A 17,976-nucleotide genomic window follows, 5' to 3' on the forward strand; every position below is an offset into this window, starting at 1 on the left:
CAACGAATCCCACCACCCATCCCCCAGCAACGCCGCAAACAACCCGGCCGCACTGAGCAGGCCAATCCCCAGCGGAATCCCAAACACCTTCCAGAAACTCGACTGGCGCGGCTTCATGGCGTGCCCGCCTTGCGCCGCACGATCCACAAGTAAATCCCGCTGCCCAGCACGACGATGGTCAGCACATCCAGCACCGCCCACAGGATCTTCATCGGCATCCCGCCATAGTCGCCAAAGTGCAGCGGCTGGGACATGCCCATGGCGTCCATGTACCACGGCCGTTCGGCGATGGCGGTGACGGCCAGGGTGCTGGCGTCGATCAGCACCGGTGTGAGCAGGTGCGAGGTCAGGTGGGTGCTGCCCTTCATGAACACCGCGTAATGGTGCTCACTGGAAAAGCGCGTGCCGGGGAAGGCGATGAAGTCCGGCTGCATGCCGGGTGCGGCATTGGCGGCGATGCTCAGCAGCTCGGTCGCCGGTGCGCGCTGAACCAGCGGCGGGGCATTTTTGTACGGCTCGATCATCGCGCTGAGACTGTCCTGGCGCCAGGCGGCGATGATCAGGTCGGCACAGGCGCTGATCACGCCGGTCACGCCGACCACCAGCGCCCAGGTCAGGGTCACCACGCCGATCAGGTTATGCAGGTCCAGCCAGCGCAGGCGGGTGGATTTGTCGTGGCGCACGGTGGCGAATTTCAACCGGCGCATAAACGGCAAGTACAGCACCGTGCCCGAGATGATTGCGACCACAAACAAAATGCCCATGAACGCCAGCAGCAACTTGCCCGGCAGCCCGGCAAACATATCCACATGCAGGCGCAGCAGGAACAGGGTGAAACCGCCGTTGGCCGACGGCATCTCCACCGATTCGCCGGTGCGCGCGTCCAGCATGAACGTGTGGGACGCGTTCGGCTCGGTACCGGCCGTGGCGGCCATGATTGCGATGACGCCATTCTTGTCGTCCTCGTCCCAGGCCAGGTATTGCATGGCCTCGCCCGGGCGATGCGCCTGTGCCTTGGCCACCAGTTGCTCAAGGTTCAGGTGTGGCGTATCGGCGGGCATCTGCGCCAGCTCAGGCTCGTTCCCCAGCAGATGGTCGATCTCGTGGTGAAACACCAACGGCAGACCGGTGAGCGCGAGCATCAGCAGGAACACGGTGCAGATCAGGCTGGTCCAGGTGTGGACGAAGGACCAGCGGCGGATGGTTTTGCTTTTCATCACGGCTCCAAAGGCAAAAGGGCCGCGGTTCAGGCGGCCCTTCGTAAGCGGTTTTGTACCGTCTTAGAATTTGTAGTTCACGCTGGCGACCACGTTACGCTGATCGCCGTAGTAGCAGTAGAAGCCATCGCAGGTGGATAGGTAGTCCTTGTTGAAGATGTTCTTGGCGTCAACGGCTACGGTCACGCCTTTCATGGAGTTGCTCACACGGCCGAGGTCGTAGTGCAGCGAAGCGTCGTACACCGTGTAGGAGCCGACATGGCCCCAGTCGGTATTGGTGGTGTTGCCGTAAGTGTCGCCCACATAACGCACACCGCCACCTACGCCAAAGCCGTCGAGCAGGCCGCTGTGCCAGGTGTAGTCGGCCCAGGCGGTGGCTTGGTTGCGCGGCAGTTGATTCAGGCGATTGCCTTTTTCGGCGGCAAGGCCTTTGGTGATCTCACTGTCGTTGTAGGTGTAGGAACCTACCAGCTTGAGGTTCTCGGTGACGTCGGAGCTGGCTTCCAGCTCCAGGCCGCGCACGCGTACCTCGCCGACTTGACGGGTGACGTTGGCTTCAGTGACTGACATGTTCTCTTGGGTCAGGTCAAACACGGCCGCCGTCAGCAAGGTCTTGGTGCCGGGTGGCTGGTACTTGATACCGGCCTCGTATTGTTTGCCTTCGGTAGGCTTGAACGCACCGGTGCTGAGTACCTGGGTGCCGGAGCCCGCCTGGAAGGATTCGGCATACGACAGGTACGGCGTGATGCCGTTATCGAACACATAGCTGATCGCAGCATTGCCGCTGAAATGTTTATCGCGCTGCGTGTTGGTAGCGTCGTTCTCGTTGTGGAACGTGGTGCCGGTGTGCACCCAGTCTTCACGGCCACCGAGGGTCAGGCGCCAGTTGTCGAGGGCCATCTGGTCCTGCACGTACAGACCGGTCTGCTGGGTCTTCTGGGTGTAGTCGTACATGGTGAAGTACTGGACGTTGGAGAAGTCCTGTCCGTACACCGGACGGTTGAAGTTGATGGTCGGCACGCCCGCCGAACCCCACAGCCAGCGCGCGTCGGCGTTGGAGCGTTGGTGGTCGAGGCCCAGCAGCAGCGTGTGGTTCACGGCGCCGGTCTGGAAGTCGGCCTGGAAGTTGTTGTCCACGGCGAACTGGCCGATGTTTTCATCCACCTTGCCGGCAGAACGGCTGACGTTGCCATCGGCGTCCACGGCAACATCAGGCCCGTTGGGGAAGAACGCGCCGCCGGCGGTGATGCCCTGGAAGCCCAGGTCGTTCTTGGTGTAGCGCACGTTCTGACGGAACTGCCAAGTATCGTTCAGGCGTGTTTCAAAGGCGTAGCCGAGCGCGTAGTAGGTGCGGTCATAGAATTCCCAGTCCGGGTCGCCCAGGTTCTTGTGGTGAGAAATCTTGCCGGCCGGTGAGCTCAGCTTGGTGCCTTGCAGGGGCAGGAACTGCCCGGTGATGCCGGTATCGTCGCGGGTGAACTGGGTCAGCAGCGTCAGCTTGGTGTCGTCGTTGATATTCCAGGTCAGGCTCGGCGCAACGTTGTAGCGTTTATCCGGGATGTGGTCCACGGCGGTGTTGCTGTCACGCACCACGCCGCTGACGCGGTAGAGGAACTGGCCTTCATCGTCGATCTTGCCGGTGGTGTCGAAGTTGATCTGCTTGTGGTTATTGCTCCCGGCTTGTACTTCGATTTCGCTCGAACGTTCAGCCTGGGGGCGGCGGCTGACCATGTCCAGCAAACCACCAGGTGGGGTTTGCCCGTAGACCGAGGACGCCGGGCCACGCAGTACCGCAATACGCTCCAGGTTCCAGGTGTCGATTTTTGGCGTGGCGTAGTTGCCCTTGGGCAATGGCAGGCCGTCGAGGAACTGAGTCGGGACAAAACCGCGCACCAGCAGCCAGTCGCTGCGCGAGTCGGAGCCGTAGCCGCTGCTTTGCACGCCAGCGGTATAGCGCAGCGCATCGTTAAGGTTGAGGACCGAGCGGTCTTCCATCTGTTTACGCGTGATGACCGTGACCGAGCGAGGAAGCTCGGCAATCGGCGTGTCGGTCTTGGTGCCTGCGGCGGTGCGGGTTGCCATGTAACCGTCCACCGGGCCCCATGCGCTTTCATAGCTGCCTTGACCCGTGATGCTGGTTTCCGGCAACGCAACGACACCGTCCGCAATTGCCACCAGGGTGTAAGTCCCCGCGCTGCTCTGCTCCAACTGCAACCCGGTGCCACGCAATGCTTCACGCAGCGCGCCCTGCGCGTCGAACTGGCCCTGCACCGGTGCGGAAGTCTTGCCCGACGCCAGCGCCGGGTTGAGGGTCAGTGCCAGGCCGGCCTGGCTGGCGATCTGATTCAGGGTACTGGCCAATGGCCCGGCTGGCAGGTTGTAGGCGCGCACGCTGGAAGCCTGCTCGGCGGCGATCAGCATCGGGCTGGTCAGCGGGGCGCTGAGGGCAATGGCCACAGCCAACAGGCTGGGGCGCAACAAGGTGTCTAGCGTGCGGGACATAGAGCGGCTCCTGAATGGAAGTAATTCGCAATTGCCTATGTGCCGAACGAGAATTGAAAAGTGATAGGGCAAGGTGAAAATATTTTTGCCCTGGGGGCCTTGGGGTGTTTGTTAGGGCCTCATCGGGGGCAAGCCCGCTCCCACATTTGACAGGCGGTGCGGTCAAAAAGGTGGGAGGGGGCTTGCCCCCGATAGCTATAGGCCTGACACCCCAAAACCTAAGGCTTCCCCTTGACCGTCACCCACCACGGCGTGTGCTGTTCAATCTGCACCGGCAACGTCGGCAACAGCGCATTCAGCGCCAACGTGGTGTCATGCAGCGGGAAACTGCCGGTGATGCGCAGGTCGGCTACCTGTTTATCCACACCCAAATAACCGGTGCGGTAGCGGCTGAGTTCCGCCACCACATCGCCCAGGCGGGCGTTGTCGACCACCAGCATGCCGCGCGTCCAGGCGTCGGTGGCGGGGGTAACGGCCAGCAGTGGGCCGAGGCCGTCGCTGCGCATCAGCACTTGCTGCCCTTCCTTGAAGATCTGTTCCTGCGCCAGCGCCTCGGGCTGCGCGCCCACCGCCGATTGCAGCACGCTCAGGCGCGTGGCGTCGTCTTCGCGCTTGACGATAAACCGCGTACCCAGCGCCCGCAGGCTGCCGTCGCGGGTCTGCACATAGAACGGGCGCGCATCGTTGTGGCCGGTTTCGACAAGAATTTCGCCTTCCTGCAACACGATCAGGCGGCGATTTTCATCAAACCGGACGTCGATGGCGCTGTGGGTATTGAGGTTGACCAGGGTGCCATCCGCCAGCTTCAGGGTGCGCTGTTCACCGGTGGCGGTGCGTTGGTCGGCCAGCCAATAGTGGATCGGCACGTAGCGCTCGCCGGCGAACAGGACCAGGCCGCACACCAGCGCAATGCTTGCCAGGCCGCTGCCCAGCTTGCGTACACGCTGGCGAATGCCTTCGCGCGACTGCAGCAACGCCACCCGCGCGGGGCCCGAGGCCATGCTGAAACGCTGGTCGAGCATGCCCAGCTGACGCCACGCACGCGCGTGCTCTTCATTGCTGGCCAGCCATTTGTCGAACTCTTCGCGTTCTATCGCGCTGCCGTCGCCCGAATCGAGGGACAACTGCCAGGCAATCGCCGCATCCAGCACTGGCGCCGACACTGGCTTGGAACCGACTACGCTCACGACGGCTCGCCATACAGCGCGATGTAGCACTGGCGGATGCCTTGGGCCAGGTACTGGCGCACGCGCGGCACGGACACGCCCAGGCGCTGGGCGATTTGCGCATGGCCCAGGCCGTCGAGGCGGTTATACAGGAACGCGGCGCGGGCCTTGCTCGACAGCTTGCCGAGCAAGCGGTCGATGGCCTTGAGGTCTTCGAGGATCAGTTGCTGTTCTTCCGGCGAGGGGTGTTCGCTTTCCGGGATCAGCATCAGTTCGGTGAGGTAGGCCTGTTCGAGGGCGGCGCGGCGGAAGTAGTCGAACAGCAAGCCCTTGGCGATGGCCACCAGAAACGCGCGTGGCTCGCGGGGTTCGCGCAGCTCGTCACGGCCCAGCAGGCGCATGAAGGTGTCCTGGCTCAGGTCTTCGGCGCGGCTCGGGCAGGCCACGTTGCGCCGCAGCCAGGCCAGCAGCCAGCCACGATGGTCGCGATACAACGCGCCAACAAGCTCACTGTGTGGGTTCTGGACTGACGACAAGGCATCACCGGATAGACAAGACGTTTAAACTAACGAGAATTATTCGCGATTGTCGCAGAGGCGCAGTAAGGGCGCAATTGGCGTCTGTCGGGAGATGAGATTAAAACGATGGCGCCTGTTTGCGCCGTTTCCATTGGTTCAAGCGCTCTTGAAGCGCCTGCGGGGAGTCGATGTGCTGCTGGCGCGCGCGGCTGAACAGGATAAGCATCAGCTCTGCCGTTGCCAGGGCATCGGCGCTGGCGTGATGGCGTTCGCCCACCTGCAGGTTGAAGTGCTCGATCCAGTTGTCCAACCCGCCTTCGCGGATAGGCGCCTCGGGGCACAGCAGCGGGGCGATGTCGGCAACATCCAGAAAGGTATGCGTCAGGCGGTAACCCAGGCTGTCCTTGAGGGCCCGGCCCAGCATGTGTTGGTCAAACGGCGCATGAAACGCAAGCAACGGGCTGTCGCCGACAAACGCCATGAAGTCCAGCAGCGCCTCTACCGGGTCGCTGCCGGCGGCAATGGCGCTGGGGCCCAGGCCGTGGATCAGCACACTCGGGCTGAGCTTGGTTTCGGCTCGGTGCAGGGTGCGCTCGAACAGTTGGGAGAAGTCCACCGCGCCGTCCTCGATCACCACTGCGCCGATGGACAGCACTTGGTCGCGGTTGAGGTTCAGGCCGCTGGTTTCCAGGTCCACCACCACCCAACGCTGGCTGTGTAAAGCGCCATTGCCCAATGCGGCGGGCTTGGGCAACTGCTCCATACGCTGTTGCTGGGCGGCATCGAGCCCGGGTTTTGCGGCGCGCAGCCAGCCGAACAGCCTCACAGCTGATACCGCAGGGTCAGGCTGCTTTGCAGGCGCTGGGCCTGGCGCAGGGATTCACGCAGGATGCGCCGGTCGAGGTGGTTGAGGCTGTCGGGGTCGACGCGATTGGAATACGGCTGGTTTTCGCGGGTCTGCAACTGATGCTGCTGCATGCGGGTTTGCTGGATAAAGTGGTAAGCCTCCTCGTAGGCAGCGCCGTCCAGCGGCTCGATGACTTCCATGACCACCAGTTGGCGCAGGCGCTCCAGGGTGTTGTTGGCGTGGATGCCATTGGCCAGGGCCAGCAACCGCGCGCCGTCGACAAAGGGGGTGAGCCCCTGCACCTTGAGGTCAAGGGTGGCTTTTTCGCCGCCTTTACGTGTCAGCACAAATTCACGGAAGCGTCCTACGGGCGGGCGCTGGCGCAAGGCGTTCTCGGCCAGCATGCGCTGGAACAGGCGGTTATCACCGACTTGATCCAGAATGCCCTGGCGCAGCTGTTCGCAGCCACGTTCGTCACCCCACACCACGCGCAGGTCGAAATAGATGCTCGACCCCAACAGATTCTCCGGCGTCGCCTCGCGGATAAACGCCGCAAACCGCCGCGCCCATTCGGCCCGCGACAGGCACAGCTCGGGGTTGCCAGCCATGATGTTGCCTTTGCACAGGCTGAAGCCGCACAACGCCAGGCTCTGATTGATCTGCTGGGCCAGGGGCAACAAACGCCCACGGATCATCGCGGCATCGACAGCGTCCTTGGCGTCGAACAGGATGCCGTTGTCCTGGTCGGTGTAGAGCGTCTGCTCACGTCGCCCCTCACTGCCGAAACACAGCCAACTGAAGGGCACGCCCGGGTCGCCTTTTTCGGCCAGCGTCAGCTCGATCACCCGGCACACGGTGTGATCGTTGAGCAGCGTGATGATGTGGGTGATCTGGGTCGACGATGCTCCATGGGCCAGCATGCGTTCCACCAACTGGCCGATCTCGCCGCGCAGCGCCACCAGGTTCTCCACCCGGGGCGCGTTGCGGATGGTGCGGGCCAGATGCACCAGGTCGACCCGTTGCAGGGAAAACAGGTCACGCTCGGACACCACGCCACACAGGCGCTGGTCCTTGACCAGGCACACGTGGGCAATATGCCGCTCGGTCATGGCGATGGCAGCGTCGAAGGCGCTGTGGTCGGGGGTCAGAAAGAACGGCGCCTGGGTCATATGGCCGTCGATGGCCTGGGTGAAATCGCTGCTGCCGTCCGCCACCACCTGGCGCAGGTCGCGCAGGGTGAAAATCCCCAGGGGCGCCTTGTGTTCGTCAACAATCACAATGCTGCCCACTTGCTGCTCGTGCATCAGCGTCACCGCCTCGCGCAGCGGGGTTTGCGGGCTGCAGGTGACCGGGTGGCGCATGGCCAATTCGCCGAGGCGGGTGTTCAGGGAATATTGAGTGCCAAGGGTTTCCACGGCCTTTTGCTGCACCTGCTGGTTGACCTGGTCCAGCAGGCTGCTGACACCGCGCAGGGCAAAGTCGCGAAACGGGCTGGAGAGTGCGAACAGCTTGATAAATGCCGGTTTGTTCAGTTGCAGGCAGAAGGTGTCTTCGGCCGCCTTGTGCTCGGTACGGGTCGCCCGCTCACCCAATAGCGCCGCCAGGGGGAAGCATTCACCGGTGGTGATTTCGAACGTGGTTTGCGTGGAGTCCGGTCGTTCGCCGACGACCCGGCCCTGCTTGACGATATAAAAGTGCTCCACCGGCCCGCCCGACGGTTTCAGAATACTTTCGCCGGGGCCGAAAAAGCGCAGTTGGCACTGCTCGACCAGAAACGCGAGGTGTGCCTGCTCCATCTGGTTGAACGGCGGGAAGCGTTGCAGGAACTGCAAGGTGCCGTGGATGTTTTGCAATACAGCAGTTTTCCCCGCCTGGGCGAAGGCATCAGCTTTACTCATAACAATGACCGCGTTTTTTTTGTCGTTATCGTCCTGCATGGTCAACTCCTGCGGCGCGGGTGCCCATTGGACGTAAGTCTAGGTCGATGAAAACGCCGCAAACTAAGGAAAAACCTTACATGACTATCGTCCAAACCCCGTAGAACACCCACTAGGCAAACTTTCCGACGAAGTGCACATTGTTCGCCCTTCCGCAGATGTCTGACGAGTGTGCTGGGAGATTGATGAGAACTGCTGAGAACCGTATGTCCGACCACGATATTTTGAGTGATGCCGAGCGCGAGGCGCTGAGCGCCGTGATGCTGGAACCTGATTTACCGCCACAACGCGTGTTGATTGTTGACGACGACAAGGACGCGCGTGAACTGCTGGCGGAAATCCTGGGCCTGGATGGTATTCGCTGCATGACCGCCGACAGCGGCAAGTCAGCCTGGGAGCTGTTGAGCTCCAGCAGTTCCATCGGTTTGCTGATCACCGACCTGCGCATGGCGCCGAGCAACGGCCTGGAGTTGATCCGCAAAGTACGCAGCTCCACCCGGGCGGCGTTGCCGATCATCATCATGTCGGGGGACGCTGAAGCGCCGGATGTGATCGATGCGATGCATTTGAGCGTGGTGGACTTTTTGCTCAAGCCGATTGATAGCGTGAAGTTGGCGAAGATGGTCAAGCGCGAGTTGGGGATGGCTTCCTGATTTTGTGGTGAATGTGCGGGCCTCATCGGGAGCAAGTCGAATCGTCGCACCGCCCCTCCCACATTTTGACCGCGGCGTAGTTTAAAGGTGGGAGGGGGCTTGCTCCCGATGAGGCCAGTCCAGCCACCACAACTGCAAAGAAAAAGCCCTGATCTCTCGATCAGGGCTTTTTCATTTACCGGCCGTTTTTAGCCTTGAACTCCCGACGCCGACGGTGCAGCACCGGCTCGGTGTAACCGTTGGGCTGTTTGGTCCCCTCAATCACCAGCTCCACCGCTGCCTGGAACGCGATGTTGCTATCGAAATCCGGAGCCAATGGGCGGTACAACGCATCCCCGGCATTTTGACGGTCCACCACCGGCGCCATGCGCTTGAGGCTTTCCAGCACCTGGGCTTCGGTGACGATGCCGTGGCGCAGCCAGTTGGCGATGTGCTGGCTGGAGATACGCAAGGTCGCGCGGTCTTCCATCAGGCCCACATCGTTGATATCCGGCACCTTCGAACAGCCGACACCCTGGTCGATCCAGCGGACCACATAGCCGAGGATGCCCTGGGCGTTGTTGTCCAGTTCGTTGCGGATTTCTTCGTCAGACCAATCGGTGTTGCTGGCCAGAGGAATCGTCAGGATATCGTCCACCGACGCGCGCTCGCGCTTGGCCAGTTCGGCCTGGCGGGCAAATACGTCAACCTTGTGGTAGTGCAACGCGTGCAGCGCGGCGGCGGTTGGCGAAGGCACCCAGGCGGTGTTGGCGCCAGCCAGTGGGTGGGCGATTTTCTGTTCGAGCATCGCCGCCATCAGGTCGGGCATTGCCCACATGCCTTTACCGATTTGCGCACGGCCTTGCAGGCCGGTGCTCAAGCCAATATCGACGTTCCAGTTCTCGTAGGCGCCGATCCATTTCTCGGCCTTCATGGCGGCCTTGCGCACCATCGCGCCGGCTTCCATGGAGGTGTGGATTTCGTCGCCGGTACGGTCGAGGAAACCGGTGTTGATAAACACCACGCGCTCGCTGGCCGCCTTGATGCAGGCCTTGAGGTTGACCGTGGTGCGGCGCTCCTCGTCCATGATCCCGACTTTCAGCGTATTGCGCGGCAGGTTCAGCACGTCTTCGATGCGGCCGAACAGCTCGTTGGTGAACGCGGCTTCTTCCGGGCCATGCATCTTGGGTTTCACGATGTACACGGAACCAGTGCGGCTGTTCTTGCGGCTGCTGGTGCCGTTGAGGCTGTGGATCGCCGCGAGGCTGGTGAGCAGGCCGTCGAGGATGCCTTCCGGCACTTCGTTACCGTCTTTGTCGAGGATCGCGTCGATGGTCATCAGGTGACCAACGTTGCGCACGAACAACAGCGAGCGGCCGTGCAGGGTCACGCTCTGGCCATTCACACCGGTGTAGACGCGGTCGGCGTTCATGGTGCGGGTGAAGGTCTTGCCGCCCTTGGCGACTTCTTCGGCCAGGTCGCCTTTCATCAGGCCGAGCCAGTTGCGGTAGATCACCACTTTGTCATCGGCATCGACAGCGGCGACGGAGTCTTCGCAGTCCATGATGGTGGTCAGCGCGGCTTCCATCAGCACGTCTTTGACGCCGGCGGCGTCGGTCTGGCCGACCGGGGTGCTGGCGTCGATCTGGATTTCGAAATGCAGGCCGTTGTGTTTCAGCAGGATCGCGATGGGTTGGGCGCTGTCGCCCTGGAAACCGATCAACTGGGCGTCGTCGCGCAGGCCGCTGTTGCTGCCGCCCTTGAGGCTGACGATCAGCTTGCCATCAACGACCTTGTAACCGGTGGAGTCGACGTGGCTGCCGGCGCTGAGCGGCGCGGCGTCGTCGAGGAACGCGCGGGCAAAGGCGATGACTTTGTCGCCACGCACCTTGTTGTACCCCTTGCCCTTCTCGGCGCCGTCTGCTTCGCTGATGGCGTCGGTGCCATACAGTGCGTCGTACAGCGAGCCCCAGCGCGCATTCGAGGCGTTGAGGGCGAAGCGGGCGTTCATCACCGGCACCACCAGCTGCGGGCCGGCCATGCGGGCAATTTCGTCATCGACGTTTTGGGTCGAGGCCTGGAAATCTGCAGCTTCTGGCAGCAGGTATCCGATGTCTTGCAGGAAGGCTTTGTAGGCCACCGGGTCGTGGGCCTGGCCGGCATGGGTCTGGTGCCAGGTGTCGATCCGCGCCTGGAAGTCGTCGCGTTTGGCGAGTAGGGCTTTGTTCTTGGGTGCCAGGTCGTGGATGACCTTGTCGGCGCCGGCCCAGAACTGGTCGGCAGTGATGCCGGTACCGGGAATGGCTTCGTGGTTCACGAAGTCGAACAGGACTTTGGCGACCTGCAGGCCACCGACTTGAACGTGTTCAGTCATTGCTTGCCTCACTCTGCGGAGCTTATGCGCTGTTTCAGATTTTCATTATGTAGTGCACGGTTGGGCATACTACATGATGACCTGCGGTTGTGAAAATTAGACTAAATACGTCGTTTAGCGACCCACTTTGGTCGTACGGTCACAGCGGAGAACGGGATGTTCTCAAAAAACTATTGGATTGTTCCAGATAAAAATAAAAATGGTACACGATTTGTTTTCGAGGGCTGCCGAGTCCACCGTATAGATTGAATTCCAGAGGGCATCGCCATGGACCATCTTGTACTCACTATTATCGCCGCCGACAAACCCGGCCTGGTTGAACGCATCGCGCAGAACATTGCCGCTCACGGCGGCAACTGGCTGGAAAGCCGCATGGCGCACATGGCCGGGCAGTTTGCCGGGATCCTGCGGGTCAGCGTGCCGACGGAACAGCGTCAGGCGCTGGTCGGCGCGTTGGAGGACTTGTCCACACATGGCATTCGCGTGCTGGTGGGTGAGGGCAGCACGGGCCAGGCGTCGGCGTCCAAATCGATTGCAATGACGCTGGTGGGCAATGATCGCGCGGGTATCGTGCGCGAGATTACCGCGCTGCTGAGCAAGCAAGGCGTGAACCTGGCGAGCCTGAGCACCGATGTGCGCCCGGCGCCCATGAGCGGCGATCCGTTGTTTACCGCCGAGGCGCTGTTGCAGGTGCCAGCAGCGTTATCCCTGGATACCTTGCAACTGTCTCTCGAAACGTTGGCCGATGACTTGATGGTGGAGCTGCACCACGAGGAATAAACTGCCCACAGGGTTATGCATGGAAATCTTGCATGGGCCTGTGGATAACCTGTAGAGACCCAGCGCCAGGCCACGTCGGCCGGGCTTCTTCGCCTTCTGAGCAAAAAACGAGCAGTTTCAAGGGCTTGTGCACAAATGGCGGGGATCAGGTTGTGGATAACCTTGGGGTGGATGTCTGCAAGCCACGCAGGCTGTGGCTCGCAGAGGTTTGTACGTTATTTGATCAGCTTTTGCGCACGGTCAGCCAGGCGTCGAGGCTGTACACCACCAGGCCGGCCCAGATAAAGGCGAAGGCAATCAGCGTGCTTTGCGCCAGGTGCTCACCGAACAGCAGCACCGCTTCCAGCAGCACCAGCGTCGGCGCGACGTACTGCAAAAAGCCCAGCGCGGTGTAGGGCAAATGCCGTGCGGCTGCGTTGAAGCACACCAGCGGGACCAGCGTCACCGGGCCGGCAGCCACCAGCCACCAAGCCTCGGACGTACTCCAGAACGCCATCTGTGCACTGTGGGCTGACGGGTTGAACAGAAGCCACGCGACAGCAATCGGTACCAGCATCCAGGTTTCCACCACCAGCCCGGGCAGCGCCTTGACCGGCGCCTGCTTGCGGATCAGGCCGTAAAAACCGAAGGTCAGCGCCAGCACCAGCGACACCCACGGCAAGCTGCCCACCTGCCACACCTGTTGCGCCACACCGGCGGCGGCCAGCCCGACAGCCACCCACTGCAAGCGACGCAGGCGTTCGCCGAGGATCAGCATGCCCAACAAAACATTCACCAGCGGGTTGATGTAGTAACCCAGGCTGGCTTCCAGCATGCGTCCGCTGTTCACCGACCACACATAGGTCAGCCAGTTGGCGGCAATCAACGAGCCGCTGAGGGCCAGGATCGCCAGGCGTTTTGGGTTATCACACAGCTCGCGGAACCAGCCCGGGTGCTTCCACACCATCAGCAGCAAACCGCCGAACAGCGCCGACCACAGCACGCGGTGCACGATGATTTCGGCGGCGGGAACGCTGGCGATGGCTTTGAAGTAGAGCGGGAACAGGCCCCAGGTGATATAGGCGCTCAGGCCCAGGATGTACCCCTTGCGGGGGTTGGCGGCGTGCATTGCAGAATCCTTGCTTAGGCAGCTAACAAAGCGCAATTGTAAGGATATTTGTCAGGCAATGGGACCTGCTTAGCAATGAGGTCTGCTTTGTGTGAGAGGGCGCTTGCGCCCGATGGCGGTGTTTCAGTCGGCTTGTTGTTAGCTGACACAATGCTATCGGGGGCAAGCCCCCTCCCACATTTAAAGCTGAAGCGGTTAGAAGAGTTTCAGCGGCTCTTCGTTGAGGGCTGAAAGCTGCTCACGCAATGCCAGTACCTGATCGCCCCAATACCGCTCGCTGCCAAACCACGGGAAGCTGTGGGGGAACGCCGGGTCATCCCAACGCCGCGCCAGCCAGGCGCTGTAGTGCATCAGGCGCAAGGCGCGCAGCGGTTCGATCAGCGCCAGTTCGCGCGGGTCGAAGTCGTGGAATTCCTGGTAGCCGTCCATCAGTTCCGACAGTTGGCCGAGGCATTCCTGACGATCGCCCGCGAGCATCATCCACAGGTCCTGCACCGCCGGGCCCATGCGGCAGTCGTCCAGGTCGACGATGTGGAACATCTCGTCGCGGCACATCATGTTGCCGGGGTGGCAGTCGCCGTGCATACGGATGTTTTTGTGCGGCGTGGCCTTGTACACCTCTTCCACGCGCTTGAGCAGGTCGCGGGCCACGGACTCGTAGGCTGGCAACAGGCTTTTGGGGATGAAGTTGCCTTCCAACAATGTGTTGAGGGAATCGTGACCGAAGTTCTTCACCCCCAAGGCTTCGCGGTGTTCGAACGGGCGGGTGGAGCCCACGGCATGCAAGCGGCCGAGCAGTTGCCCAAGGCGATACAGTTGATCGAGGTTGCCAGGCTCTGGCGCACGGCCGCCACGGCGGGGGAACAGGGTGAAGCGGAAACCTTGGTGTTCGAACAGGCTTTCGCCGTTGTGAATCATCGGTGCGACCACCGGTACTTCGCATTCGGCCAGTTCGAAGGTGAAGCGGTGTTCTTCGAGGATCGCCTCGTTGGTCCAGCGCTGGGGGCGGTAGAACTTGGCGATCAGCGGTTCGGAGTCTTCGATGCCCACCTGATACACGCGGTTTTCGTAGCTGTTGAGCGCCAGGACGCGAGCATCGCTGAGAAACCCGATGCTTTCGACGGCGTCGAGTACCAGGTCTGGGGTGAGTGTTTCAAACGGATGGGCCATGCGAACTCCTGCGCGCAGCAGGGCGCCGCGTCCGGCTCGGTATGGTAACGCACACGGCGATAGATAGGTGGTGTCTGTACTGGCCTCATCGGGGGCAAGCCCCCTCCCACACTTGATCGAGTTCCAATCTTGGAATGCGGTCGAATGTGGGAGCGGGCTTGCCCCCGATTGGGGCCTGTCAGGCGCCGACAATCCCACCATCATCGCGCCGAATCGCCATCACCGACGAACGCGGCTTGCCATTGGGCAGGTGCTCCGGCCAGGTCGAACCGCCGGTTTCGCCCGGGTGCTGAATCCCCACGAACAGGGTTTTCTGATCCGGCGAGAAGCTGATACCCGTGACCTCGCAGGCCACCGGCCCAACCATGAAACGCCGGATTTCCCCGGTGCTCGGGTCGGCGCACAGCATCTGGTTATTGCCCATTCCGGCGAAATCCCCCGCGTTGCTGTAGTCGCCGTCGGTAAGAATCCACAGGCGCCCAGCCTTGTCGAAGCCCAGGCCGTCGGGGCTGTTGAACATGTTTTGCGGGTTGATATTCGACGAGCCGCCTTTCGGCGTACCGGCATGCACGCCAGGGTTGCCGGCCACCACAAACAGGTCCCAGGTGAACTCAGTGGCGCCGTGGTTATCGGCGTCCGCCTTCCAGCGCAGGATCTGGCCGTAGACGTTTTTCTCGCGCGGGTTGGGCCCGCCCACCGGCTGGCCGTCTTCACCGCGCTTGGCGTTATTGGTCAGGGTGCAGTAGACCTGGCCGTCGGTGGGGCTGACCACGATCCATTCCGGGCGGTCCATGCGTGTGGCTTTCACTACGCTGGCGGCCAGGCGAGCGTGGATCAGCACTTCGGCCTGGCTGGCGAAGCCGGTGCTGGCGTCGATGCCGTTCTTGCCGTGGGTCAGCTCGACCCAGTGGCCCTTGCCCTTGGGGTGGTCGGCGTTGCCGTCGCCCGCGTCGAAAATCGCCACGTACAAGGTGCCGTGGTCGAGCAGGTCTTTGTTGGCCTTGGGGTTCTTGTGGTCGATCTTGTCGCGGCTGACGAACTTGTAGATGAACTCACCCCGTTCATCGTCGCCCATGTACACCACGGCACGGCCGTCGCGGGTTTCGGCCAGGGCCGCGTTCTCGTGCTTGAAGCGGCCGAGCGCGGTGCGTTTGGCGGGTACTGACTGCGGGTCGAACGGGTCGATTTCCACCACCCAGCCGTGCCGGTTCAGCTCGTTGGGGTTCTTCGCGATATCAAAGCGCGGGTCGTGTGGGTGCCAGTTGATCTCTTTGCTGGCTGCCACCACGCCATAGCGCTTCTGCCCGGCGTCAAAGGTTTGCTGTGGGTTACTGCTACCGAAGCAGTCGGTGAAGTTCTCTTCGCAAGTGAGGTAGGTGCCCCATGGCGTCTTGCCATTGGCGCAGTTCTGGAAGGTACCCAGGGCGTTCTTGCCGGTGCTGTCGGCGCTGGTTTTCAGCCAGGCGTGGCCGGCGGCAGGGCCGCTCAGGCGGATCGGCGAGTTGCCGTGGATGCGCCGGTTGTAGCGCGAGTCCTGGACGAACTGCCAGGTGTCGCCGTTGCGCCGCACTTCGATCACCGACACGCCCTCGCTGGCCTGGGCCTTGCGCACGTCTTCGGCCGATTGCGGCGCGCCGCCGTGGGCGTAGAGGTAACGGTAGTTGGTGTATTCGTTGTTGATCGCCATCAGCGCGCGGTTGTCATCGCCGGGGAAGGCGAACAGGCTCATGCCGTCGTTGTTGTCACCGAACTGCTGTTCCTGGGCCTCGGCCGTACCCTTGCCGGACGGGTCGAAGGCCGGCGCGCTCTGGCTAAGTGGCTGGCCCCAACTGATCAGCACCGAGGCGCTGTAGCCTGGCGGCAGGGTGATGGCGTCGCTGGTGGCGGCGGCAATGCTGGTAAAGCCCAGCAACGGGCTGGCGGTGGCAGCGTTGACGGCCAGCGCGCTGCGGGTCAGCAGGTTACCGCCGAGGAACATCGCGGCACCGCACAGGGCACCGGCGCCGATGAAGCGGCGACGGGTGAGGCCGACCATCTGTTCGAGGTCGGTGGCTTGGTTTTCTTCTAATAGGCTCATCTCAGGCTCCCTGCGGTTTTTGCAGACACCATAAGGAGCGAGCGTGACGAAATTGTTGCAGTTAGATGGCGCAGCTCGTTCAGGCGGGCGTGCCGAGCAGCACATTGCTTGGTGCAAATTGCACCTGGAGGGTCTGGCCTTCACCAATACCCAAGCCCTTGAGCGTGTCGGGTGGCGCCAGGGCGCAGAGCACCGGGCCGTTGGGCAGGGCGATGCGCACTTCGCAGGGGCCGTCGTCGGCGGCAAGAATGGCTTCGACGGTGCCGCTCATGCAATTGTGTCCAGGTGTTGCGGTGGCCTGCGGCGTGAGTAACTCCAGCCAGCCCGCCTTGATCAGCGCGACCACTTCCACACCCATTTCCAGCTCCAGGCGTTGGGTGCTGTCGTGGGTGATTTGTGCGTCCAGGGTCAGCCCGCCCGCCAGTTGCAGGCGGATCAGGTCGTTGCGGCCGTTGCTTTCAATCGCAATCACTTGGCCGTGCAACTGGTTGCGCGCGCTGGTGCGCAGCATCAACCGGCCCAACAGGTTGAAGTCGCTGGCGGCTTCATCCGAACCCAGCACCTCGGCTTGCAACACTTGCAGGCGCTGATAGAGGCGCAGCACGCGTTCACCCTCGAGCGTCAGCTTGGCGCCGCCCCCACCCTTGCCGCCGACGCTGCGCTCTACCAGCGGTTTTTGCGCCAGATTGTTCAGTTCATCGATGGCGTCCCACGCGGCCTTGTAACTCAGGCCGGCGCTTTTGGCCGCACGGGTAATGGAACCTTGCTCGGCGATATGCCCCAGCAAGGCGATGCGCTGGGGGCGGCGGATGATGTGTTGGCTCAGAGAGGTCGGCAGGGACATGGGCGCACGCTTCGATAGGATGCGCCGACGTTGCCGCCCTGGCGCATGGGAGTCAAGTCAGGCGCCGGGTTTGGGGGTGCGGGCCAGGCAATACACATCCACCTGGCGCGCGCCGGCGTCCATCAACAGGCGCGCCAGGCTGTGGGCGGTGGCACCGGTGGTGAGCACGTCGTCCACCAACGCGAAGTGTCGCCCTTGCACCGGCGCGCCGGGTGCCAGGGCGAAGGCGTTGCGCAGGTTGCGTTGACGGGTCTTGGCGTCGAGGGCCTGTTGCGCGACGGTTTCGTAGGGGCGTAACAAAAGATCTTCTTCAATGGCGATGCCCACGTCGTCGCTGAGCCAGCGCGCCAGCATCTGGGCCTGGTTGTAGCCGCGCTCGCGCAGACGTTTGGCGGCCATGGGCACCGGCAGCAGGCAGTCGGGGCGCGTGAGCTCGGCGTTTTCGAAACGATGGCGCAGGTGGTGGCCGAGCAAACGACCGAGCAGATGCCCAAGTGGCCAGCGCGCCTGATGCTTGAAGCGGGTGATCAGCGTGTCGACTGGAAAGCTGAAAGTCCACGGGGCGATCACTTGTTTAAAGGCGGGCGGGTGTTTCTGGCACTGGCCGCAGATCAGCCCGTGCAGGGGCAAGGGCAGGGCGCAGACGGCGCAGTGCTCCAGCAACCAGGGCAGCTCGGTTTCGCAGGCGCTGCACACACACTCGGTGCTGTGCGCCGGCTCATCACAGATTAAACAGATTTGAGTGTTTTTTAACCAGATGTAAACTTCGTGTTTGCGGTCAGGTTGACAGTGCATGAATCTTCC

At 62.3% G+C, this 17,976-nt stretch carries 14 protein-coding genes; 2 read left to right on the forward strand and 12 right to left on the reverse strand.

Translation table 11 applies throughout. From position 1 onward, the window contains the following. Nucleotides 1-113: 113 nt before the first annotated feature. From GIW02_RS21155 to GIW02_RS21180, 6 genes are all read right to left on the reverse strand, one after another. The gene (locus GIW02_RS21155; RefSeq protein WP_236416194.1) at nucleotides 114-1,217 is read right to left on the reverse strand and encodes a PepSY-associated TM helix domain-containing protein; all 1,104 of its coding nucleotides are present in this window, start codon (nucleotides 1,215-1,217) and stop codon (nucleotides 114-116) included. A 63-nt stretch (nucleotides 1,218-1,280) separates the two neighbouring features. Next, entirely contained in the window at nucleotides 1,281-3,719 is a 2,439-nt protein-coding gene (locus GIW02_RS21160) for a TonB-dependent siderophore receptor (RefSeq protein WP_236416197.1), read from the reverse strand. Nucleotides 3,720-3,937: 218 nt separating this feature from the next. Further along, nucleotides 3,938-4,906: a FecR family protein gene (locus tag GIW02_RS21165; protein ID WP_236416215.1), complete on the reverse strand. Its 969-nt coding sequence runs from the start codon at nucleotides 4,904-4,906 to the stop codon at nucleotides 3,938-3,940. Next, complete coding sequence (locus GIW02_RS21170) at nucleotides 4,903-5,421, reverse strand: RNA polymerase sigma factor (RefSeq protein WP_236416217.1); 519 nt, start codon at nucleotides 5,419-5,421, stop codon at nucleotides 4,903-4,905. The genes GIW02_RS21165 and GIW02_RS21170 overlap by 4 nt, the downstream gene beginning before the upstream one ends. A gap of 100 nt (nucleotides 5,422-5,521) precedes the next feature. Beyond that, entirely contained in the window at nucleotides 5,522-6,229 is a 708-nt protein-coding gene (locus GIW02_RS21175) for a 3'-5' exonuclease (RefSeq protein WP_236416220.1), read from the reverse strand. Continuing rightward, nucleotides 6,226-8,148 (reverse strand): putative nucleotidyltransferase substrate binding domain-containing protein, encoded by a 1,923-nt coding sequence (locus tag GIW02_RS21180; protein WP_236422049.1) that lies wholly within the window; start codon nucleotides 8,146-8,148, stop codon nucleotides 6,226-6,228. The genes GIW02_RS21175 and GIW02_RS21180 overlap by 4 nt, the downstream gene beginning before the upstream one ends. A 245-nt stretch (nucleotides 8,149-8,393) precedes the next feature. Here GIW02_RS21180 and GIW02_RS21185 point away from each other — a divergent pair, with 245 nt between their 5' ends. Further along, on the forward strand, nucleotides 8,394-8,840 hold the full coding sequence (locus GIW02_RS21185) for a response regulator (protein ID WP_236416225.1): 447 nt from the start codon (nucleotides 8,394-8,396) through the stop codon (nucleotides 8,838-8,840). 175 nt (nucleotides 8,841-9,015) lie between these two features. Here GIW02_RS21185 and GIW02_RS21190 read toward each other — a convergent pair whose 3' ends face one another. Continuing rightward, the gene (locus GIW02_RS21190) at nucleotides 9,016-11,193 is read right to left on the reverse strand and encodes a malate synthase G (RefSeq protein ID WP_236416227.1); all 2,178 of its coding nucleotides are present in this window, start codon (nucleotides 11,191-11,193) and stop codon (nucleotides 9,016-9,018) included. A 267-nt stretch (nucleotides 11,194-11,460) separates the two neighbouring features. Here GIW02_RS21190 and GIW02_RS21195 point away from each other — a divergent pair, with 267 nt between their 5' ends. Beyond that, nucleotides 11,461-11,973, forward strand: coding sequence for an ACT domain-containing protein (locus tag GIW02_RS21195; protein WP_236416230.1), 513 nt, complete (start codon nucleotides 11,461-11,463; stop codon nucleotides 11,971-11,973). A 223-nt stretch (nucleotides 11,974-12,196) separates the two neighbouring features. Here the strand turns inward: GIW02_RS21195 and rarD are convergent, their stop codons facing one another. The 5 genes from rarD to GIW02_RS21220 all read right to left on the reverse strand — a co-directional run bounded on the left by rarD (nucleotide 12,197) and on the right by GIW02_RS21220 (nucleotide 17,967). Then, nucleotides 12,197-13,081 (reverse strand): EamA family transporter RarD, encoded by an 885-nt coding sequence (gene rarD, locus GIW02_RS21200; RefSeq protein ID WP_236416234.1) that lies wholly within the window; start codon nucleotides 13,079-13,081, stop codon nucleotides 12,197-12,199. A gap of 195 nt (nucleotides 13,082-13,276) precedes the next feature. After that, a complete protein-coding gene (locus GIW02_RS21205; RefSeq protein WP_236422050.1) occupies nucleotides 13,277-14,251 on the reverse strand; it encodes a serine/threonine protein kinase in 975 nt (324 codons plus the stop codon). 178 nt (nucleotides 14,252-14,429) lie between these two features. Continuing rightward, nucleotides 14,430-16,328 carry a PhoX family protein gene (locus tag GIW02_RS21210; RefSeq protein WP_236416238.1) on the reverse strand — a complete coding sequence of 633 codons (1,899 nt, stop codon included), beginning with the start codon at nucleotides 16,326-16,328 and terminating at the stop codon, nucleotides 14,430-14,432. A gap of 79 nt (nucleotides 16,329-16,407) precedes the next feature. Further along, on the reverse strand, nucleotides 16,408-17,172 hold the full coding sequence (locus GIW02_RS21215) for a TOBE domain-containing protein (protein WP_236416240.1): 765 nt from the start codon (nucleotides 17,170-17,172) through the stop codon (nucleotides 16,408-16,410). Between the two features lie 57 nt (nucleotides 17,173-17,229). Continuing rightward, complete coding sequence (locus GIW02_RS21220) at nucleotides 17,230-17,967, reverse strand: ComF family protein (protein ID WP_236422051.1); 738 nt, start codon at nucleotides 17,965-17,967, stop codon at nucleotides 17,230-17,232. Between the last annotated feature and the right edge of the window lie 9 nt (nucleotides 17,968-17,976).

The sequence above is a fragment of the Pseudomonas syringae genome (assembly GCF_021606685.1).
Lineage (GTDB): Bacteria > Pseudomonadota > Gammaproteobacteria > Pseudomonadales > Pseudomonadaceae > Aquipseudomonas > Aquipseudomonas syringae_R.